Raw genomic sequence first — 19,722 nt, 5'->3', positions numbered from 1 at the left:
CCATGCGGGCTGCCCATTCATTGCGCCCGCCCTTCACGCGGGCTCCACAGGTCAGGAGTTCACCATGGTCGACCAGGCACCGGGACACGATCATCGCGTCGTCGTGGGCGTCGACAGTTCCGCCGGCTCGGCTGAAGCGCTGCGCTGGGCACTGGCGTATGCACGGCTGACCGGCGGCTCCGTCGAAGCTGTCACGGCGTGGCAGGTGCCGCCCATGTACGCCTACGCCTACGGATGGACACCAACCGGCATCGATGACGCCGGCATCATCCGGTACGCCGAGAAGAGTCTGGCTGAAACAGTGGCACAGGTGCGGGGCAAGGATGACCACCCTGTTCCACTCACCACCCGGGTCCTGGAAGGCCCCGCGGCGCAGGTCCTGCTGGATGCCGGCAAGGGTGCGGAACTGATGGTCCTCGGCAGCCACGGTCACGGCGCCTTCTCCGGAATGCTGCTCGGGTCGGTCAGCCAGCACTGTGTCCAGCACGCCACCTGCCCCACCGTCGTCATCCCGAAATAGGCGAGGCCCGACAGCCGGCTGTCGCACAGAATCGAGATATCCCGTGACTGGGATCCGCGTTCAGTTCGCCCGGTGGCTGTACCAGCACGGCCGCCCCAATCGGCTGGCCCGCATCCTGAATCGGATATCTGCCCTCCAGTTCCGTAGTGGGAGACTGGCGCCACGCAACTGGGTGACGTTGGAGGTTCCCGGACGCCGCAGCGGCAAGCCCGTGACCTTCCCCCTCGTCGTCGCCGACCATGGGGGCGAGCGCTACCTCGTGTCGATGCTGGGGGTTCACGCGAACTGGGTGGCCAACGTGCGAGCCGCAGGCGGTCACGCCGTCATCCATCACGGGAGACGCGAGGACGTCCTGCTCACAGATGTCGAGACCGATGCACGCGCCCCGATTCTGCGCCGCTATCTCGCTCTGGCACCCGGCGCCCGGCCGCATATGGCCGTCGACCCGCGAGCGCCGCTGCCCGACTTCCACCGGGTGGCCGCCCAATTCCCGGTCTTCCACGTCACCCACGATCCGTTGCAAGAGACGGAACAGCCCGCGGCGGTACGCACGGGAAGCCGGCTGCTCGGCGCCGGCCTGATAGTTGTCGGTGCGGCGGTGGCGGCCGTGGCGGTGCTGGGACCACTGGTGTCGGGTGTGCTGCGTTACCGCACCTCCCCGACCAGCCTGCATCAGATCATCGGCGGTGATGCGGCCGCGCTTGGCGTCGTCGCCCCGATCACGGTCGCCGTCGGGGTCCTGGCGTTGCGTGGGCATCCGGCCGGCGTGCAATACCTGTCCAGCCCCACCGCCTTCTGGCTGGTCAAATTCATGGACCTGGGTATCGTCGTCCCCGCGCCGCGCCGGCTCGTCCGTGGTGGGCGCGGGTGCTGCGGGCGCGCCGGCTCGTCGCCGAGCGCTGACGATGTCGCCGCCGAAACCCACTCACACCCCACCCGCCGACGTGACGCTGTACTGGCTACCGCTCGGCGCCGGCGGCCACTGCATCCGCCTCAACGGGCGCATCTTCGAAGCCCTGCAAGCACGTCACCAGCATCGACCCGTACGCGACCTCTACCACTCCGCGCTCCAGGTACGGCTGGGCGCGCAACGCTTCGTCATCGAGATGACCCCGGTGCCGGGCGGCCCCGCCACGGATCACGGAGTCGTCCGCGAAGGCCCGGTCGGTTCCCGGCTTCTCGGACGTTCACCGCTGTTCCGGTACGAGGTGAGGAGGTGGCGCGACGGCACCATCCCCGACCTGGCCGAGGCCGTCACCGGCCCGCACGTCGTCAGCGCCGACGCCACCCGGGCACGGGAGGTGTTGCGCCTGGCCCCGCTCGTTCCCGCGCTCGTCTGGGGCCGCGACGAAAGCCGTACCGGCGAGATGTGGAAGTCCAACTCCCTGACCGCCTGGCTCCTCGCCGGCAGTGGTCACCGGATGGAGGCCGTCGGCCCGCCCGCCCACGGCCGCGCACCCGGATGGCACGCCGGCCTGGCGGTAGCCGCCCGGCGCAACGCTGCCGCAATACTCCCGACCTGTCCCGGGTGACCGTCACGACTGGTGACCGCTGAACCATCGGTTGCGGCGTCAGGGCAGGTCTCCCTCGCCTCACAGCGCGGCCACCAGGCAGACCAGCGCTGCGGTGAGCAGGACGCCACCCACGCCGAGCCCGTTCACCGCGCTCACGGGACGTGCTCGGGACCTCGCCACCGGCACGGCCACCAGCGCGGCGATCGTGACGAGAGCGCCGACCAGGTAGATGAGCGGAAATTCGAGCAGCGCCGCGACGGGGAACAGGTGGAGGCCGACCACGAGCGCGATCCACACCGGAACCAGGTCCCGACGGCCCCGAACGTGCAGGACGACCGCGCCGGCCCCAGCCAGGAGCACCTCGAGCCCGACGACGATGCCGAACGACCTGCTGGTGTCCTCGTCGAACGCCGTCGTGGCATCCCGGTTCAACCAGGTCAGCACGGCTCCGGCGACCATGGTCAGCAGGGCCGTGACGGACCCCGTGAGCAGCCAGGGCCGCCAGGTCGCCGGCGGGTGCTCCTGAGCCCAGCCGAACCACCCCGAGGCGAAGAACCCGAAGATGGCGGCTGTCGCGGGGACATCACGAACCGCCTCCGTCAGCATGCCGCCGCCTGGCGGCATCCGGCGTCAGACGGGTACATCGAAGGGCGCTTCCGGCCTGAGCGGCGCGGGGCGCCTGCCATCTCAACGGTCATGCGACACGCCTCCTCGGGCGATAGAACTCAAGGGTGGCCTCAAGAGCCTCGTCGACGGGGGTAGGTGCGATGCCGAAGGTGGACTCGAACGCCGAGGAATCGACCACGAAGGGCCGGTCGGACTGATATCGGGTCTCGCGCACCATCGGTGAGAACACCCCGACGGCGTTCATGGCTGAGCCCGCCGACGCTCTCGTCGTGGAGGCGGCGCTGGCCGACCTGGCCCGCATCGACGCGGACAAGGCCGCCGCGGCTCGGGCCGGTTTCGACTCGTTGACCTGGGGCGAAGGGCTCGCCGCTGTGACCGGGCATGCTCTGGCCGACTTCCTGTGGTAACAGCTGCCGACGAAATGGAGGTGCGACCTCGACGAGAAACAGCGGGTCGCTGCTGCTCTCGGCGAGTTGTTCCACCGGTTGGGCCGCACCCGGTACGCCGACATGTGCGGCTCGGCCGCCACTGCCGACATCCTGGCCGTCTGCGAACACGACGGCGGCACGGCCGGATTCAAGGCCTACCGGTCCGCGCTGGCGGCCACCGGACTGCAAACACCCGACCTGCGCGGCGTGCCCGAGTGGGGATCGGTCATGGGCAGCGACGAGGCCAGTGCCTACGCGTCGGCGTCGCTGGCGCTGAAACACGCCATCGACAACGGCGAGCTGCGACCCGGCCAGCCGGGCTGGCGCAAAGCCGCCGACCAGATCACTCGCGCCTTCCTAAACAGTTCCCGCGACGACCTCACCGGCAGCACCTGGCTGCAATGGGTGTACACCGAACGGCTGCAGAACTGGGCCGAAGGCCGCGGCGCCGAACACCGGAGTCTCGCCACGGCGATCACCAACCAGCCCGTGGCCACCGCGCAGAAAGCCGGATGTACGGCGGTGGTCGCCGGCTGGGACGGCCACGCCCGAGGAGTCCTCACCGTCGCGGACGCAGTCAAACCCACCAGCCGGGCCGCAATCACCGCCCTCCGCGAACTCGGACTGACCCCGGTACTGCTCACCGGTGACCACGACAACTGCACCGGATAATATCTGCATCTGCGGTTTAAGCAGTGCAATCTCCTCCCGTTCGGAGAACGACTGGTAGCGGCTGGAGGGCTCGGCCAGGCTCAACGCCGGCATGCCGCCGCACGCCAACGACGAGAGTCCGACACCGAGACCGCCTCAGCCATTACAGACACCGCGGCTATCCACTCAGGGTAAGCGCGGTGGCAGTACTAAGCCGCTTCGATTGCCGGCGGCTCGACCACGGTCAGCAGCCGACCTCCGACCTGCCGCGCGTACTCGTCGTCGATGTCTCGCTTCAGGGTGCGTAACCGGTCGGGGTGGCGTTCATCGATGAGGCGGCAGATCTCCAGCAACGGACCCAGCTCCAGCGCTGGCTGCGGCACACCCTCGAACTCCTGGTGCGGGTGCGGTCTGTCGTCGCCGGTCGGCCAGGGCGCGGCCGTGACGTTGCCGGCCATGCGGTGCAGGCTGCGAACTCGGAGGATGAAGCCCTCCCAGGCCGACAGCATCTTGATGCGCAGCAGCCCGACCAGGTCATCGCGCAGGGTCCGCAGGTCGCGCCAGGCCGAGTCGTAGGCCCCGATCAGTCGGTCGGCCTGATAGGCGAACAGGCGGTACCGGCGCCGTTGCCAGTTCAACCGGCGACGGGCGGCGGAGATCTTGTCGGCGACGTCGTCGTCGGCCAGCATCTTGACCACTATCGTGCCCAGCGCGAGCAGCAGGATTAGCAGGATCACCGACGGCTGCGGATAGCCGTTCGGGGGTGCCGTGCTGTATTTCGCCCGCAGGGCCGACCAAATGGCGATCACGCTGAGCACGAAGAGCACGAACAGCACCGGCAGAAGCCACCAGACCAACCGGAGGAACCAACGGCCGATGGCGCCCAGCCCTCGCAGCAGCCGACGCCCCCGGCTGACCTTCTCGCCCTCGCCGATCGGCTCGGGCTTGCGGAACGCGGCGGCCTTCCACGCCCGCAGGGGACGCAGCAGCAGGTCGGCCGAGGCCGCGATCACGATGGCCAGGACCAGGCCGGGGACGACCGCGACGAGGGTCTCCAACATCGCGTAGACCTTTGCCATGCCCCCGGACGTGGCGTCACCGGTCTGTGAGGTGAGGAACCGGAAGACCTGGCTGAAGTACCAGACGTCGAAGAAGCCGATGCCGATCACCGTCGGCCAGCGCACCAGCCGCAGCCAGCGGGGTCGGCGAGGCTCGGTGCTTTCGTCGGCCGACCGTTCCGCCTCGGCGACCTTCGCCGCGGCGGCTTCGACCTGTCCCTCGGCCAGGGTCGTCCGCATCCGGTTGAGGTGGCGCTCGGCCTTGTCGTACCTCGAGGTGGCCGCGTGCCGGCGGACGACGAGCCGAGGATCGGACCGGACGGTCTCGTAGCCGTCGCGGACGGCCACCAGCAGCGACCGCATCTCCGTCGCATCGACCTCGTCAGCCGACCGCTCGCCCTGCTCGGCCTGCCGCGCGACGAGTTCCCGCACGCCGCAGACGCATCCAGAGGGGCAGTGCGAGAACAGATCACGCGACTCGCCCCGCGACATTTCACTCATCGGATCTCCGAATCAGGTGTAGACGAGGATTTCGACGCGCCGGTTGCAGGCCATCGCTACCCGGTCCGGCTGGCCGTTGCGGTATTCGGGCTGACAGCGGGGGCTGTCGGAGGCGTAGCCCTTGGTCGTGACGTTGCCGAAGTCGCGGGCGCGCAGCTTGTCGGCGATCGTCTCGGCCCGCTGACGCGACAGCTTCCGGTTGTGTTCCGGCGTGCCGGTCGAGTCGGTGTGGCCCCGCACCTCGATCCGCTTCGCGCGCAACTGGCCGAGATTGGCGTAGACGTCCTGCAGCGCGTCCTGGGCTCGGTCGGCTAGGACCCACTTGTCGACGTCGAACAACAGAGACGCCGGCACGGTGACGGTCACCGGGTTGTCCTTCACCACCGTGATGGTGGGCATGGGTACGTCGTTGTCCGCGCTGGTCTCCGCGCCGTCGACCTCCATGATCTCGGGCTTGGCCGAGTCGGGCGCCGGGCAGGTCGCCTGGGTGGCCTCGCAGAGCCGTTGCCAGAGCGACGCTATCCAGGTGCGTTGCGGGGTCTTGATGTCCGTCCAACCGGCCGAGGAGTTTCCGACGCCGAGGAACTTCACGGTGAACGACTTGTCCAGCTTCGGAAGCTCGGGGGCGCAGGCCTTGACCACCTTGTCGAGGTCCGACGGATCGCCGATCGAGGCGGCCCGCAGGTCGGCGCAGCCGGTGTTGCTCAGGCCGTCGGTGGCCAGATAGATCGACTTGGGCCCGGGCCACTTGCGTACGTAGTCGGCGCCTTCGGCGAGAGCTCGTAGAACGTCGGACTGCGGCTTCGACGGGGTAGCCTTCATCGCCTCGGACATGTCGTCGGTCAAGCACTTCCGGGTGTCGTCGAAGTCGATCTTCGTACGTTGCGGGTCGCGGCTCTTGGCCGGCGTGATCACCTCGGTGCGCCAGTCGACGGCCCCGCCGAACAGGCCGATGGCGACCAGATCGCCGCCGTTGGCCGGCAGGTGCTCACCCAGCTCGGCTCCCCAGTCGCCCCGCCGGGTCGGCTCGGGACGGGTGAAGGCCGACGCCGACCCGTCGGCAAGGAGCACCGTCACGCTGCCCGGCTTGGAGGCTTGCACCGGCTTCTTGAGCAGCTCGGTGCAGCGGTCGACGGCTTGTGGATCGTCCTCGCCGAGGAAGAAGCCGAGATCACAACCGCCGGTGGCGAGGGCCGAGGTCAGCAGGACCACCAGTCCGGCTCGGGTACGCCCGTTCATCCGACCTGCTCCTGAGGGGTGTCGAAGAGGGAGTCGCCGCCGGCCGGCGGAGGCACGATGCCGAGAAGCTCGTGGGTCTTGCGCAGGGCGCTGTCAGTCGCGTAGGCGAAGTCGAGCAGGTCCATCCGCTCGGTGCCCACCGTCACCTGAGCGACCACGTCGACGAGTTTCTCGGCCTCCTCCTTGCGGTCCTTGCGGAGCGTGAAGAGAGTGGCCGAGGTCTGCGCGGGCTGCTGCGCCATGTGCACCGCGTACGGGGTGTTCCACTTGTCCAGGCCGTCCTCGATGAACTTGCTCCACACGTCGCGCAGCTCACCCAGGCGCAGCGCGGCCTGCTCGCTGTGCTCATAGCGGGCGTCGAGCTTGACCTGCTCGTCGATCATCTGGCGTTGCAGGTCACGAACGGCTTCCGGCATGTCGACCCGGACCCGGGTGCCGGCCTGCAGCGACGTGCCCTGCTCGTCCGGCACGCCGACCAGCGCTTGCCGGACGGCTGCCTCGATCTCGGCCGCGACCTGGGGCTCGGCCGCGCCGGGGCGAAAGATCGGATGTCTCCGCGCCTCCGGGCGAGCAGCCGCCTTGACCTCGGCGACTAGGTCGGGCAGCCGGTGGGTGAGCACGGAGTCAAGGTCCTCACCGGTCTGCTGGCCGGTGGCGCACAGGCAGACCTCGACGGTGACGGTGAAATCGTACGCGTCACCCTTGGCCGGCGTGGTGAAGACGATCGTTTCCATCCGGCTCGTCGTGCGGGTCACCGGCAGGATCAGGCGGTGCTCAACGGTTCTCTCCTCGCCGATCAGGCCTCGAAGGACCTTCCCGAGCCAGCGCCGCACCCGCCCCCGGCGGGGCTGCGAAGGGTCGGCGGAGTGGTAAGCGGTCATCGGTGCGTCTCCTCGGTCGGGCCGGAACGCCTGCGGCGTTCGTCGCGGAAGGTCCAGATCCGCTGGTGGAAGTCGAGATGTTTGGCGATGTCGGTGCTCTGCGAGCGCAGGTCCTGCTCCAACCGGTCGACCAGCGCGACCAGGGATCTGGCGCTGTCGTTGCCGCGTAGCTCCGTGGCCTGATCGAGCCAGCGGCGCAGTCCGTGCCACGAGGCCTCGTCGCGGTGCTTGGCGTCGAGCGCGTTGCGCCACAGCTTGAGCACGGCGTCATAGGTGCGTTCCTGCACGGCCGAGAGTTCGACGAGCAGAGGCCACGGTCCGGAACCGTCCTTGCGGGCCAGCTCCAGCAGCCCGCGGGCCGCGGCCCTGCGCCAGCGCCAGCTCGGCACTCCGGCCCAGCCGGCCAGCGCCTGGATCACCTTCTCCTGGGCACCCGCGGTGAAGACGTCGATCACCGCCCGCTGCACGATGTTGGCCAGCCCTTGCTCGGCCTGCTCGGCCGCCCGCCGGTGACCGTCGATCCGGGACACCCGGGCCCCGGCGATCTCCCGCATGCGGGAGAGCGCCTCGTCCGGATCCTTGGCCCCCAAGAACGTGCCGTACGCGGCGACGGCCGCCGCCAGCAGCGCGACGTTGTTGCTACGGGCCCAGCCCTGCACCTGACCCCGGACCCGCTTGGCGAAGCGGCCGTCGGCCGCCACGGCGAGCGCCTCGAGCTCCATGGCGCAGCTCTCGCGCGAGCGGAACCGGCCGTCGAGCGCCCACACCTGCAGGACCTCACGCATGACGACGTCGAAGTCGTAGCAGGCCAGCTGCGCGACGGCCTGCGCCGCTTTCACCCGCACCCGCTTGTGAGGGTGCAGACCAAGGTTGTAGAGCCAGGGAAGCAGGACGTCCCGCTCGCCGACGTGCTCCTCCCAGACCACCCGCAGCAGCGGGACCGCGAGCCGGGGATGCGACAGCCGTACGATCCGGCCGGAGCCCTCGCTCGGCGCCTCGTCGAACTTGATCGACTCAGCCCACCGCTGCGCGCCGGTGAACCACTCGACCTTTGGCCCTTCGCTCTGGACACCGCTCGGCTTGTGCATCTCGGCCAGCCGAAGCGCCTCCCGGGCCACCGTGCCGGCGGCCAGGTCGGCCATGACCGTGGCCGCCACCAGCAGGATGCGGTTCCAGAGCTCGCTCTCCTGCAACTCCTTCTGGGCGGTGGCCACGTGGTCGAACGGCTCGCCGGAGAGCAACTCGCTGTCGGGCAGGCCGCGTTCGACCCCGTCGAGCACCTCGACGGCCAGCAAGGTGGCCTCGCGCGGGCTGCGGCAGCGCCGCACGCTGCGGCGCACCTCGTCGAGCCCTGCGATCCGGTCGACCTGCCAGGCCGGCAGGCGCCCGATGTGGCTGCGGAACACCGCTTCCGGGTCGGGTGCTGCATAGGCGACGCTCAGTTCGTCGCGCAGCACCGCCGAGCCCGTCGGCGTCTGCACGCTGACCACGATCAGGACGCTGTCGCGGTCGCGGAACGTTTTGCCCATCGCCCCGAACCACGCCACGTCCGGCGCCGGGGCATCAGTGGGGAGGGTGAGGATCAGGGTCTTGCGCCTGGGCACGGTGTTCTCGGTGACAGCGGCGAGCCCGCTCTCCGCGGCCAGGATGTGGACGTTGCCGTCCGCCTTGATGCCGCGCTCGCGCAGGTATCTGATCGCGACCGCGATCGCGGTGGTGGTGCGGCCCTGACCGGCCGGTCCGACCAGGCACAACACCGAAGCCACACGAAGCATCTCGCCCAGGCGGGGCGCCGACGTGGTCTCGACATAGGAGCTCTCGAGCCGACGCAGGACGGTGCCGGGAACAGGACCGTGCAGGGGAACGGCGGACGGTTCGCCGCCGTAGAAGTTCATCTGGTCGGCCTGGAACGACCGGGCGTGGCTGCCGGTCGACAAGGCCATGATCGAGGCGAAGCCACGCCGCCGATCGCTACGTGCGGCGTCCTCGTCGGCCGGTCGGGGTTCGGGGTCGGCGTCCTCGAACGTGTTGGCCTCTCCGGGCGGTTCCGGGCCCGCCGTCTCCCGGTCGGCCGGCGGATCGCCCGGCTCGGCCGTTGTGTCGTCCTTGGCCTCCGTGTCGACCACGGGGTCGGACTTCGAGGGCTCGCTGCGCGGGGCCTCCGGGTCGGTCTCCGGCGTGCTCATTCGTCCTCGAATTCCCCGTGGACGTTCATTTCGTAGGCCTGGAAACTCTTTGCATGCTCACCGGTCTGGTGATTGGAGAAGCTCACTCCGCCGGGTGCCGGTCGGGTAGTCGGCGGCTCGACCGGCTCGTCCCGGCCGTAGTCCGCGTAGTCCTTGTCGTCCGGGGTCAGGCTCTCATCGCCACGCATGATCTTCTCCTTCAAGACCTGCAACTCCCTTGTTGGTTTGCTGCCGTAGAGCAGCTCGTCGATGGCGGTCTGGTGCCGCTCGTATACCGCCAGGGCGTCGTGCGACCGCCCGGCCCGCACCAGGGCAAGCATGTGCAAGCCGGTGAGGTCCGCGTCTTCGGCGCCGTACTCGTCGGTGCTGAGCCGCGCGAGATCGGGTAGCAGCTGCCGGTGCCGGCCGCACCGCAGCGCGGCACGGATCCGGAGCAGGGTCACCGACCGGTGCTCCTGCTGCAGCGAGCTGGTGATCGCCTCCAGCCGGCTGTCGGCCAGCGGGTTGCCGCCGCGCAGTCCGGTCGCATGGCGCCACTGCGTCAGCGCACGCTCGGCCAGCCGGGCGGCGGTTCCGGGATCTTTGTCCTCACACGCCTCGGCCTGCGCCTTGAGCCGGGCGAAGCGGTGCCGGTCGACCTGCTCCGGCGCAACCGTCAGCTCGTAGCCGACTCCGCGGACGGTGCGGATCAGCTTGTCACCGCCCGGAGTCGTGGCACGCAACGCCGTGCGCAAACCGCGGACGTACCCCTGGATCTGGTCTTGCGGGTCGACCGGCAACTCGTTCTCGTGCCATAGGCACCGCATCAGCCGGCTGTATTCCACGACGTGCAGATCGTGCGCGAGAATGGCCAGGCAGAGGCGCTGCCGACGGTCACCGAGCTGCACCTTCACCTCGCCGGCCCGCACCTTGATTTCACCAAGAACGGTGATGTCGATCGACATTCGGAAAACCTCCGGATCAGGCCGGTTGAGATTCGGAATCGTGGCGGATCGTCTTCCTCATCGAAAGCAGCACCCCACCGATGAGGAGAAAGAAATGACTGACGGAAAGACTCTGGAGCCGGAATTCCGCAGCGGCTGCGAGGGCGGCAGCACGTGCGTCGAAGTGGCGTTCGTGATCCTGGTCCGCGACTCGAAGAACCCGGACGGCCCGGTTCTCGGGTTTACCGAGGCCGAATGGCGCGATTTCACCGCCGGTGTCAAACGCGGTGAATTCGACCTCGGCTGAGCGCCGGGGAGCCGGGGCGGGCCCGCCAGCCCGCCCCGGCACCCGCCCGGTCGCGGCGACGTCATGCGGATTGCCGCATCTCGTCGGCCAACCGGTGAAGAAAGCCCCGCGCCTCGTCGTCGCGAACCGCGTTTCGTCCGAGCGACTCCCAGCGGCGGCGATAGGCCGCGACATCGGCCCCGACCAGAACCTGGAGGTTGCCGTGCACCATCTCGACGTTGACGAACTCCTCGCGCTCGGGGCTGCCGGGCTCGTAGATGGTGAAGGCGTGCGAATGCGGCACGACGGCCTGGTCGGCCAGCGGCAGCAGACCCACCTCGACGTTGCTGAGCGTGCTCAGCGAGCCGATCCGGTCGAGCTGCGCGGCCAGGAGCGACATCGAGCCCGGGCGCCACCGCAGCGCCCCTTCGGTGATCATGAACTCGAAGCTGCGCGTCTCGTCGAACAGAAGCAGCTGCCGATCGAGCCGGGCCTTGATGGCGGCGTACAGCTCGTCGGGCTCGTAGGGCCGTTCCTCGAACATCCGGAAGACGAGTCGGGCGTACTCGGCGGTCTGCATCAAGCCGGGCACCACCGAGGGCTGGAAGATCAGGATTCGCCGGGCCTCGCGCTCGGTCTGCTCGATCTGGTCCTGGATGTGCGGCCGGCCGGCCAGGTCGGCCCGCCAGCGGAGCACGTTGGTGTGCGTCGCCTGGGTCAGGGCCAGGAGGTATTCGCGCAGGTCGTCCGAGGCCTCGACGGCCTCGGCCCACGCCCGCACCTCGGGCAGCGACGGCACCGTGACGCCCGACTCCACCCGGGACACCTTCGACTGGCTGATGTCGATGCGCTGGGCAAGCTGCCGGCCGGACAGGCCGGAGATCGAGCGGGCCTGCCTCAGCTCGTCGGCGAGCCGCTGCCGGCTCTCGCCGAGCGTCCAGGCGAGGAACGGCCCGCTCATGAAACCTCCGAAGAAAGGAATGAAGATCAAATTTCTCGGCGCGCTGATGCCATGCGATCCAAAGATCGACTCACCACTGAGGAGTGATTCACTGTGAACCACTTTGATGCAGGCTGTCAATCCGCTCTCGAGCCCAATTTAGTGATCATGTGGCGCCGCTCGGGTCCGGCCGGATCGGGTGAAGCGAATCCGATCTTGATCAGCGAGAAGATGACTATTCAGGTCGGTCATGTCCGGGCGGGAGCGCCGGACGCCTTCGATGATCGAATGCGTCCGGCAACCGCGGTTCCCACAACGGGCGAACCTCGTCGGCTGCGCCTGAGTTCCACTCGCATTTCCATCTGGGCCGCCGTCATCACCGCAATGGGGGCGATTGTGGCCGGCGCATTCACACTCTTTGATTGATCGACCGAGAGGGCGGGGGCCGCCGATCATCCGCGTGACGACGGCCCCTCATCGTGACGACAATTCGGCATAGCGACATGGTGGGTGCAGACTCCGCATCCGGGTACCAGATGTCCGTCCACTAGCGACATCATTTCGCGCCGAAAGGCTGACTGTTCGGCGGAGTTACGAATCGCACGGCGGCGGCCGGCGCACCGACAGGCCTCGTGCCGCCGACCGCTCGACGGGCGATCGCGAACGATCCCCCTAGCCCGATCGGGCGGCGGTACGGGCACGAAACCTGCGCTCGGCGACCAGTTCGGACAACAGCTGTCGGCGTTCTCCGGCGGGATCGCGTCGCCGTCATCGTAGGTTCGGTGGCGTGGCGAGCCTGCGGCTGAAGGCCGTGTGTTGCCGCCATCCGACCCGTGGCTATTCGGCCTCGATGGCGGTCGGACGTCGCTGAAGGAGCTCAGAGCGTTCGGCGTCCGGAAGCATCATCGACTCGGCCAGCATGGCGACGAGCGCATCCACGTGAGCCCGATCTATGTCGGCCGGGAACGCCCACCGGATGTTCTCCTCGCGGGTGATGAGGTCGATCGTCGAACGTCCGTCCTTGTCCTGGGCGCCCTGACTCGGACGTAGCGCACCTGATCGATCGGGATGTCCTGGCGGATCTCGCCTTGCTCGAGAAACGCGCCCGCCTTGGTGACGATGATCCGGCGACCAGCCCCTTCGGCGCCATCTTGTCCTTCGACCCTCCCAGGATGATGCGTGACCGCGCCGATCTTGGCGTGGTAACTCACCTAACTCTTCACGAACTCGCCGTGGCGGGCTCTGCCCCGTGGCGCCCGCCGGGCGAGGTCGTGTCGGTCTGCGAGAACCCGCAGGTGATGCAGGCAGCGGTGCGAGCGGCAACGACAACGCCGCTCCTCTGTCTCTCCGGTAATCCGGCGAGCGTCGGCACGCGGTTGCTGCATCGCCTGATCGAGTTGGGCAATCCTGTCCGCTATCACGGTGACTTCGACTGGCCCGGCGTGTCGATCGCGGGGCGTGTCATGAAGCAAGGTGCCGCTGCCTGGCGGATGTCCGCCCAGGACTACATCACAGCTGTTGCCGCGCTCGACGCCGACCACGCCATCGCGCTGACCGGCCGGTCCGTGCCGACACCATGGGACCCGGGCCTGGCTGCAGCCATGGCCGCGCACGGTCTGACCGTTCACGAAGAGTTCGTACTCTCCGATCTCCTGGGAGACCTCCAGGGCCAGTGATCCACCTCCCTACCGGGGCCGGCCGCAGCACTTCTTGTATTTGCGTCCGGAGCCGCACCAGCAGGCGGCGTTGCGTTCCGGCGGCCAGCTGATCGTCAGGTGGTCGGGTGCGGTCTCGCAGTAGCGCCGTTTGGTGTTCGCGTCCGTCGGTGAACCGCCATGCTGCCGGGCGAACTCGATGAGATCGTCGACCTGGGCGGCGACGACGGTGATCGATGGCACCCCGCCGTCGCGTACCTCGCGCCACCGGTGTTCGGCGGCGTCGTAGTACTCGTCTTCCGGTTGTTCGTAGACGCCGGGCCACTGCTGCTGCGCGAGTCGACGTTGGTCGCGTTGGAAGGTGAGCATGCGGGTCTGCCGGGGGATGTAGCCGGAGTTCATCAGGTCGAGAACGTCCTCCGCAGTCGTCGGCTCCTCCGGATCCTGCAGCTCGAGAACGAGGGTGTCGAGCAGGTCGGCAGAGTGTCCGAGCTGCTGACGCAAATGTTGCCGGTTGCGCAGCATGATGGTGGTGCCGATGGTGAGCAACTGGTCACGGCGGCGCAGTGCGTCGAGTTGCTCCTCGGTGAGGCGGGCGGCGGCGCGGTCGTACCAGCGGACGGCCTGGTCGAGGTCGCCATGAGCGGCGAGAAGTTCCGCGGCGAGTTCGCACTGCCGTTCGCCCAAGGCGGGATCTTTCGCTGCGGCATTCAGTTCGGCGTACGCCATCTCGGTGTCGCCTGCCCGCAGGTGCAGGTCGGCCAGTTGAATGCGGGCGTCGCACCCGTATTCGCCGCCGCTCTGGATGAGGTCGTCGAGGATGGCGCGGGCACGGTCCGAGCGCCCGGCCCGCTGCCAAGTGTCGGCGGCCTCCAGCAGGATTTCCGAGCGTTCCTCCGGGTAAGTGTCGGCGTCGGTTTCGAGCTCTTCTGCCAGCTTCGTGTCGGCACGGGCCATGTCGCGGATGGTACTGGCCGAAGAGTGCCAATCAACACCGGCGGTCGCCCGACCGGGTAAGACCGCAGTCGGCCGACCGGGGTTCCAGTGGGGCGGCAACACCGGCGATCTGATGCTGCTGCTGGGATGGGCCTCCGAAGACCTGCCGCGGCGTTAGGGCGCCAGCGCGGCGGCCGAGCGGGCACAAGAGGTGCAGGTGCAGGTGCAGATGGGCATTGGCGAGAAGGTGTAACGGCACCCGGTGGGGCGCGGCTACTGCACATGCCGCGTCCCGCTTGGCCGTCTCTGACGAGCCCAAATGATTGATGATCGTCGTTATGGCCGTGGCGCTGCGGGAAGCGGCTGTGAATGCGGATACCGGTGCATCCATGCTGTGGCCTGGGTGGATCATGTGGTGGTGGACTCAACCGGGGGACAGCTGCTGGCCGGATTGCTGTTGATCGTTGTTGTCTTCGCCGCTGTCGGCCTGGGAATCGCTTTGCTGCTCTGGGCGCCGATGAACGACCCGGCGTCGCCGGGGACACCGTCTCGACGGCTGTCAGCGTTCAGCGGGCTGGTTCGTGCTGGTGGGCGAGGTTTCCGCCGCCGCGTCCAGCGGGCGATGGGGTTCGTGTCACGGTGGCGCCTGCCAGGAACGGCGGTCGGGCGACTGAAGCACACCGTCGGACATCCGGCCCGGCTGGTGGTGCTGGGGTTCGCAGCGGCGGTGCTGGTCGGATCGCTGCTGCTGATGCTGCCGTTCGCCACGGAGAGTGGTCGGGCGGCCGAGCCGATCACCGCGTTGTTCACGGCGACCTCAGCGGTGTGCGTGACCGGCTTGGTGATCGAGGACACGGGCACGTACTGGTCGGGGTTCGGCGAGGCGGTGATTCTGGGGCTGATCCAGATCGGCGGGTTCGGGATCATGACCTTGGCGTCGTTGCTGGGCCTGTTGGTGGCTCGCCGGCTGAGGATGCGGTTGCAGTTGAGCGCGCAGGCCGAGACGAAGACGATGGGCGTCGGCGACGTGCGCCGGGTGGTCCTCGGCGTCCTGCGGATCAGTGTGCTGGTCGAGTTGGTCGTGGCGGTGCTGTTGACGTGGCGGTTCGCCGACGGATACGGCTACGGCTGGGGGCGGGCGACCTATCTTGGGGTGTTCCATGCGGTGTCGGCTTTCAACAACGCCGGTTTCGGCCTGTTCCCGGACAGCCTGATGCGGTTCACCACCGACCCGTTGATCTGCCTGCCCATCTCCGCGGCGGTGATCATCGGCGGGCTCGGGTTCCCGGTGCTGTTCGAGCTGCGCCGTGAGTTGCGCACGCCGAGGAAGTGGTCGCTCCACACCAAGATTACCGTCGGGATGACGGTAATGCTGTTGGCGGCCGGTTGGGTGGCGATCAGCGCCGCCGAGTGGACCAACCCCGACACGATGGGTCCGCTGAGCCTGGGCGGGAAGCTGCTGGCGGGGTTCGTCGCGGCGGTGATGCCGCGTACCGCCGGGTTCAACAGCTTGGACGTGGGACAGATGAACGACGTCACCTTGCTGATCCACAACGTGCTGATGTTCATCGGCGGTGGCAGCGCCGGCACCGCCGGTGGTATCAAGGTCACCACCTTCGCGCTGCTCGGCTTCGTCATGCTGGCCGAGATCCGCGGTGAGCCGAGCGTGCACGCCCTCGGCCGGCGGCTGCCCGCCGGGGTGCAGCGGCAGGCGTTGACGATCGCCCTGCTCGGGGTGGCTGCCGTCGCCTCCTCCACCCTCGCCCTGCTGGCCCTGACCCCGCTGAAACTGGACCAGGTGTTGTTCGAGGTCACCTCGGCATTCGGTACCGTCGGGCTGTCGACCGGTATCACCGCCGACGTCGGGACCGCGGGCCATGTCATTCTGAGCGTGCTGATGTTCATCGGCCGGCTCGGCCCGATCACCTCGGTCACCGCGCTGGCGCTGCGGGAACGGACCCGCCGCTACGAACGACCCGAGGAGCGACCCATCGTTGGCTAGAAAACCTGCTGACAGCAACCGCATCGTGGTGCTCGGCCTCGGCCGGTTCGGCAGCTCACTGGCCCTTGAGCTGGCGCGCCAGGGATGGGAAGTCGTCGGTATCGACGCTGACGCCTCGGTGATGCAGTCCTACGCCGACCAGCTCTCCCACGCCGCCGTCGCCAACACCACCGACGAGCTGGCCCTGCGCCAGCTCGGGGTGCACGAGATGGCCCACGCCGTGGTCGGCATCGGTACCGACCTGGAAGCCAGCGTTCTCACCACCTCGCTGCTGGCCGACTTCGGCGTGCCGAACATCTGGGCCAAGGCCGTCAACCGGCAACACGCCCGCATCCTCGAACGCGTCGGGGCGCACCATGTCGTGCTGCCCGAACACGAGATGGGTGAACGGGTGGCTCACCTGGTGACTGGCCACATCCTGAACTTCATCGAGTTTGAGGACGACTACGCCATCGTCAAGACCCGCGCTCCGGACGAGACCTTCGACCGGACCCTCGCTGACGCTGCTCTCCGCACGAAGTACGGCATCACCGTCGTGTCGATCAAACGACCCGGTGAGGACTTCACCTACGCCACGGCCGACACCACCGTCTACGCTGGCGACATCCTCATCGTCGCCGGCAAGACCCGCCAGGTCGAGGCCTTCGCCAGCCTGAGTTGAGGGTGCCCCGGCAACGGCGCCGGCGTGGCCGGCCACTGGGCCGGAGCGGGCGGGCCGGACGCCCCGCCCGCTCCGTTCTTGGGTGGCCGTGATGTGTTCGTCGTGTGCGGGACCGCGGCTGTGGGCCGCCTGGGGTCAGGGGCCGCCGGTCACGTCGCGGCGCCGGAACATCGTCACCGCGGTCCAGGTGAGAAGGCCGGTCAGGAGGGCGAGCACCAGGATCGCGACCGCGCTGATCCGTTCCAACGGGTATCTTCCGATGTGTTCGAACGGTGACAGCCGCACCAGGCTGCCGGGCAGGTCGAGGACTGGGGCGAAGTATCCCGCGACCAGTCCCCAGGCGGGCGCCACCCAGATCACCGGCAACCATCGGGGAACTGCCGCGTACAACAGGGCAGCGGCGCTCAGGACGAGCCAGACCGCCGGGGTGAAGGCCAGATGGCCAAGCAGTACGTCCCCGGCCAGGCCGGCGTCGCCGGTGCTCGCAGCCGTTCCGATGCCCATGCCGAGTCCGGCGACCAACAGCAGCCAGGGCACACCGGCGGCTACCACGGCGACGTGGCCGCCCAGCCACGCCGGGCGGCTCACCCCGGTAGCCAGCACAGGTTCGGTACGACCTTCGTTCTCCTCGGTGCGCAACAGGTGGGCAGCGAGCACCGCGTAGACCGCGACCGCCAAAGCCATGGTCAACGCCATGACGCCGAGGTATCCGGCCAGCATGTTGTCCCGGCCCCCCATGACCGCCACCATCTGTTCGGGGGCGTCGGCGAATCCGTCGATCAAGGGCTGGGTGAACGAGCCGTAGGCCAGCCCGGCGACGAGCAAGGCCGCGCTCCAGCCGATCAGATTCGCCCTGTGCAGCCGTAGGGCCAGCGTGAACGGCCCGGCCAGCCAGCCGGCGGCCCGCGGCGGTCCCGGCCGGGGTGGCACCAGCCCGGCGCCGAGGTCCCGGCGCCCGGACAACGTGTACGCCGCCGCGGTGGCCGCCGCCGCGAATGCCAGCGAGAGGCCCAGCGGCCACCACCGGTCGAGGACGTACGGCGCGGTCTGCTGCGACCAGCCGATCGGTGACAGCCAGGACAGCCAGGACGGGCCGCTGCCCTGCACGGCTGCCATGTCGCCCAGGCCACGCAGCACGAACGCCGCACCGAGCAGAGCGCCGGCGGTGCCGGAAGCGGCACGCGGATACTCCGAGAGCTGGACAGTCACCGCCGCGATGCCGGCGAAGACCACTCCGACCGCACCGACCGACGCGCCGAACAGCAGCGACCCCGCGGTGTCGTAACCCCGGCCGGCCATCACCGCGCCGATCAGCACCGCAACGACTACCGACATCACGGCGCCGAAGATCAGCGCGGCGGTGAGCTGGGCGTGTCGCCCGACCACGTTCGCGCGTACCAGTTCGGCGCGGCCGGAACGCTCCTCGGCGCGGGTGTGCCGCACCACGGTCAGAAGCCCCATCAGACCTGCACCGATCGCCACGTACAGGCCGTACTGTCCGGCCAGGAACCGTTCGACAGTGAGGTCGTCAAATCCGAAACCAGGACCGCCGAACAAGGCCCCGGCGGGGCTTCCGGTGAAGGCGGTCAGCCCCTCGAGATCGGATGGGCTGCTTACCATGCTGTCCAGCGCAGTGGCGAAGTAGGTCATCAGGAGCGTCAGGCCCAGCGTCCAGGCGGGCAGGCGGATCCGGTCCCGGCGCAGCATGAACCGCAGCAGGGTGCCGGTCCCGGCCAGAGTCGCCCCCCGAGGGCGCGGCGTCGTGGTCGGCCGGCTCAGCACCGTCGTGGTCATCACGCCACCTCCGTCGCGCCACTGTGGACCAGCTGGTCACCGTAGTGGCGCAGCAGCAGCTGCTCCAGTGTTGGCGGCCGGACCGTCAACGCGTGCACGTCGAGCTCACCCAACCGGCGAACGGCGGCGGCCAGGTGGTCGCCGTCGACCTCGAACTGGACATGGCCGTCCGTGGACTCCAGGCCGTGCACCCCGGGGAGGGTGGCGAGGGCGTCCGCGGGCCGGTCGGTGACCGCGTCGACCGTGGTGCGGGTGAGGTGGCGCAGGTCGGTCAGTGAGCCGGTCTCGACGATCCGTCCTTGCCGGATGATGGAGATCCGGTCGGCCAGGACTTCGACCTGCGCGAGGACGTGGCTGGACAGCAGCACAGTGCGCCCGGACTCCTTGGCCTCCCGGATGCATTCCTGGAACACCGCCTCCATCAGCGGGTCCAGCCCGGCGGTGGGCTCGTCGAGCAGGAGCAGTTCCACGTCGACGGCCAGGGCGGCGATCAGAGCCACCTTCTGCCGGTTGCCCTTGGAATACGTGCGGCCCTTCTTGCTCGGGTCGAGGTCGAAACGCTGGCACAGCTCGTCGCGGCGCACCGGGTCGGCGCCGCCGCGCAGCCGGGCGAACAGGTCGATCGCCTCACCGCCGGTGAGGTTGGGCCACAGCACCACGTCGCCGGGTACGTAGGCGAGCCGGCGGTGCAGGGCGACCGCGTCCGCCCACGGGTCGCCGCCCAGCAGCCGGGCCTGGCCGGCGTCGGCGCGCAGCAGTCCGAGCAGGATGCGGATGGTGGTGGACTTACCGGCGCCGTTGGGGCCGAGGAAGCCGTGCACTGTGCCCGGTTCGACGCTCAGGTCGAGCCCGTCGAGCGCGTTGACATGGCCGAAGGACTTCTCGAGGTGGTGGATGTCGATTGCAGCAGTCATCGTCGT

General features: G+C 68.9%; 19 protein-coding genes and 1 pseudogene. 10 read left to right on the top strand and 10 right to left on the bottom strand.

From position 1 onward, the window contains the following. The 3 genes and pseudogenes from LXN57_RS26250 to LXN57_RS26240 form a co-directional block, all read left to right on the top strand. Window positions 1-520, top strand: a 520-nt coding sequence (locus LXN57_RS26250) for a universal stress protein (protein ID WP_251800872.1), incomplete at its 5' end; no start/stop codon positions are given. Continuing rightward, a pseudogene (locus LXN57_RS48205) lies at window positions 477-863 on the top strand (nitroreductase/quinone reductase family protein); the annotation flags it as partial. The gene LXN57_RS26250 and the pseudogene LXN57_RS48205, both read left to right, overlap by 44 nt. 562 nt (window positions 864-1,425) lie before the next feature. Beyond that, window positions 1,426-2,052, top strand: coding sequence for a hypothetical protein (locus LXN57_RS26240; RefSeq protein WP_251800871.1), 627 nt, complete (start codon window positions 1,426-1,428; stop codon window positions 2,050-2,052). A gap of 60 nt (window positions 2,053-2,112) precedes the next feature. On the opposite strand, the gene LXN57_RS26235 is transcribed toward LXN57_RS26240, so the two are convergent. Continuing rightward, a complete protein-coding gene (locus LXN57_RS26235) occupies window positions 2,113-2,640 on the bottom strand; it encodes a hypothetical protein (protein WP_251800870.1) in 528 nt (175 codons plus the stop codon). 263 nt (window positions 2,641-2,903) lie between these two features. Here LXN57_RS26235 and LXN57_RS26230 point away from each other — a divergent pair, with 263 nt between their 5' ends. Both LXN57_RS26230 and LXN57_RS47990 read left to right on the top strand, forming a co-directional pair. Beyond that, a complete protein-coding gene (locus tag LXN57_RS26230) occupies window positions 2,904-3,068 on the top strand; it encodes a hypothetical protein (RefSeq protein ID WP_251800869.1) in 165 nt (54 codons plus the stop codon). Between the two features lie 66 nt (window positions 3,069-3,134). Continuing rightward, the gene (locus LXN57_RS47990) at window positions 3,135-3,761 is read left to right on the top strand and encodes a hypothetical protein (RefSeq protein WP_369077292.1); all 627 of its coding nucleotides are present in this window, start codon (window positions 3,135-3,137) and stop codon (window positions 3,759-3,761) included. A gap of 188 nt (window positions 3,762-3,949) precedes the next feature. Here LXN57_RS47990 and LXN57_RS26220 read toward each other — a convergent pair whose 3' ends face one another. The 5 genes from LXN57_RS26220 to LXN57_RS26200 are packed head-to-tail and all read right to left on the bottom strand — an operon-like array spanning window position 3,950 to window position 10,549. Beyond that, window positions 3,950-5,299 carry a hypothetical protein gene (locus tag LXN57_RS26220; protein ID WP_251800868.1) on the bottom strand — a complete coding sequence of 450 codons (1,350 nt, stop codon included), beginning with the start codon at window positions 5,297-5,299 and terminating at the stop codon, window positions 3,950-3,952. Between the two features lie 12 nt (window positions 5,300-5,311). After that, on the bottom strand, window positions 5,312-6,538 hold the full coding sequence (locus LXN57_RS26215) for an OmpA family protein (RefSeq protein WP_251800867.1): 1,227 nt from the start codon (window positions 6,536-6,538) through the stop codon (window positions 5,312-5,314). Next, entirely contained in the window at window positions 6,535-7,419 is an 885-nt protein-coding gene (locus LXN57_RS26210; protein ID WP_251800866.1) for a hypothetical protein, read from the bottom strand. The genes LXN57_RS26215 and LXN57_RS26210 overlap by 4 nt, the downstream gene beginning before the upstream one ends. Then, complete coding sequence (locus tag LXN57_RS26205; protein WP_251800865.1) at window positions 7,416-9,605, bottom strand: hypothetical protein; 2,190 nt, start codon at window positions 9,603-9,605, stop codon at window positions 7,416-7,418. The genes LXN57_RS26210 and LXN57_RS26205 overlap by 4 nt, the downstream gene beginning before the upstream one ends. Next, on the bottom strand, window positions 9,602-10,549 hold the full coding sequence (locus LXN57_RS26200; protein ID WP_251800864.1) for an AfsR/SARP family transcriptional regulator: 948 nt from the start codon (window positions 10,547-10,549) through the stop codon (window positions 9,602-9,604). The genes LXN57_RS26205 and LXN57_RS26200 overlap by 4 nt, the downstream gene beginning before the upstream one ends. On the opposite strand from LXN57_RS26200, the gene LXN57_RS48630 reads away from it, so the two are divergent. Then, window positions 10,536-10,835: a DUF397 domain-containing protein gene (locus LXN57_RS48630; RefSeq protein WP_438872914.1), complete on the top strand. Its 300-nt coding sequence runs from the start codon at window positions 10,536-10,538 to the stop codon at window positions 10,833-10,835. The genes LXN57_RS26200 and LXN57_RS48630 overlap by 14 nt on opposite strands. A 61-nt stretch (window positions 10,836-10,896) precedes the next feature. Here LXN57_RS48630 and LXN57_RS26190 read toward each other — a convergent pair whose 3' ends face one another. Further along, complete coding sequence (locus tag LXN57_RS26190) at window positions 10,897-11,775, bottom strand: helix-turn-helix domain-containing protein (RefSeq protein WP_251800863.1); 879 nt, start codon at window positions 11,773-11,775, stop codon at window positions 10,897-10,899. A gap of 93 nt (window positions 11,776-11,868) precedes the next feature. On the opposite strand from LXN57_RS26190, the gene LXN57_RS26185 reads away from it, so the two are divergent. After that, window positions 11,869-12,180, top strand: coding sequence for a hypothetical protein (locus tag LXN57_RS26185; protein ID WP_251800862.1), 312 nt, complete (start codon window positions 11,869-11,871; stop codon window positions 12,178-12,180). 662 nt (window positions 12,181-12,842) lie between these two features. Continuing rightward, window positions 12,843-13,430, top strand: a complete 588-nt coding sequence (locus LXN57_RS26180) for a DUF2399 domain-containing protein (protein ID WP_251800861.1) — start codon at window positions 12,843-12,845, stop codon at window positions 13,428-13,430. A gap of 9 nt (window positions 13,431-13,439) precedes the next feature. Here LXN57_RS26180 and LXN57_RS26175 read toward each other — a convergent pair whose 3' ends face one another. Beyond that, the gene (locus LXN57_RS26175) at window positions 13,440-14,366 is read right to left on the bottom strand and encodes an SEC-C metal-binding domain-containing protein (RefSeq protein ID WP_251800860.1); all 927 of its coding nucleotides are present in this window, start codon (window positions 14,364-14,366) and stop codon (window positions 13,440-13,442) included. Window positions 14,367-14,763: 397 nt separating this feature from the next. On the opposite strand from LXN57_RS26175, the gene LXN57_RS26170 reads away from it, so the two are divergent. After that, the gene (locus LXN57_RS26170) at window positions 14,764-16,347 is read left to right on the top strand and encodes a TrkH family potassium uptake protein (protein ID WP_308206658.1); all 1,584 of its coding nucleotides are present in this window, start codon (window positions 14,764-14,766) and stop codon (window positions 16,345-16,347) included. Then, window positions 16,340-17,008, top strand: a complete 669-nt coding sequence (locus LXN57_RS26165) for a potassium channel family protein (RefSeq protein WP_251800859.1) — start codon at window positions 16,340-16,342, stop codon at window positions 17,006-17,008. The genes LXN57_RS26170 and LXN57_RS26165 overlap by 8 nt, the downstream gene beginning before the upstream one ends. 135 nt (window positions 17,009-17,143) lie before the next feature. Here the strand turns inward: LXN57_RS26165 and LXN57_RS26160 are convergent, their stop codons facing one another. After that, complete coding sequence (locus tag LXN57_RS26160; protein WP_251800858.1) at window positions 17,144-18,802, bottom strand: ABC transporter permease; 1,659 nt, start codon at window positions 18,800-18,802, stop codon at window positions 17,144-17,146. Beyond that, a complete protein-coding gene (locus tag LXN57_RS26155; RefSeq protein WP_251800857.1) occupies window positions 18,802-19,716 on the bottom strand; it encodes an ABC transporter ATP-binding protein in 915 nt (304 codons plus the stop codon). Before LXN57_RS26155 ends, LXN57_RS26160 begins: the two co-directional genes overlap by 1 nt. Window positions 19,717-19,722: the final 6 nt, after the last annotated feature.

The sequence above is a fragment of the Paractinoplanes hotanensis genome, assembly GCF_023717965.1.
Taxonomy (GTDB): domain Bacteria; phylum Actinomycetota; class Actinomycetes; order Mycobacteriales; family Micromonosporaceae; genus Actinoplanes; species Actinoplanes polyasparticus.
This window is presented reverse-complemented; position numbering and strand designations above follow the sequence as displayed.

Coding starts and splice junctions, on each gene's coding strand:
- LXN57_RS26240 (WP_251800871.1), top strand. CDS start 1,426: ATGTCGCCGCCGAAACCCACTCACACCCCACCCGCCGACGTGACGCTG.
- LXN57_RS26235 (WP_251800870.1), bottom strand. CDS start 2,640: ATGCTGACGGAGGCGGTTCGTGATGTCCCCGCGACAGCCGCCATCTTC.
- LXN57_RS26230 (WP_251800869.1), top strand. CDS start 2,904: ATGGCTGAGCCCGCCGACGCTCTCGTCGTGGAGGCGGCGCTGGCCGAC.
- LXN57_RS26220 (WP_251800868.1), bottom strand. CDS start 5,299: ATGAGTGAAATGTCGCGGGGCGAGTCGCGTGATCTGTTCTCGCACTGC.
- LXN57_RS26215 (WP_251800867.1), bottom strand. CDS start 6,538: ATGAACGGGCGTACCCGAGCCGGACTGGTGGTCCTGCTGACCTCGGCC.
- LXN57_RS26210 (WP_251800866.1), bottom strand. CDS start 7,419: ATGACCGCTTACCACTCCGCCGACCCTTCGCAGCCCCGCCGGGGGCGG.
- LXN57_RS26205 (WP_251800865.1), bottom strand. CDS start 9,605: ATGAGCACGCCGGAGACCGACCCGGAGGCCCCGCGCAGCGAGCCCTCG.
- LXN57_RS48630 (WP_438872914.1), top strand. CDS start 10,536: ATGTCGATCGACATTCGGAAAACCTCCGGATCAGGCCGGTTGAGATTC.
- LXN57_RS26200 (WP_251800864.1), bottom strand. CDS start 10,549: ATGTCGATCGACATCACCGTTCTTGGTGAAATCAAGGTGCGGGCCGGC.
- LXN57_RS26190 (WP_251800863.1), bottom strand. CDS start 11,775: ATGAGCGGGCCGTTCCTCGCCTGGACGCTCGGCGAGAGCCGGCAGCGG.
- LXN57_RS26175 (WP_251800860.1), bottom strand. CDS start 14,366: ATGGCCCGTGCCGACACGAAGCTGGCAGAAGAGCTCGAAACCGACGCC.
- LXN57_RS26160 (WP_251800858.1), bottom strand. CDS start 18,802: ATGACCACGACGGTGCTGAGCCGGCCGACCACGACGCCGCGCCCTCGG.
- LXN57_RS26155 (WP_251800857.1), bottom strand. CDS start 19,716: ATGACTGCTGCAATCGACATCCACCACCTCGAGAAGTCCTTCGGCCAT.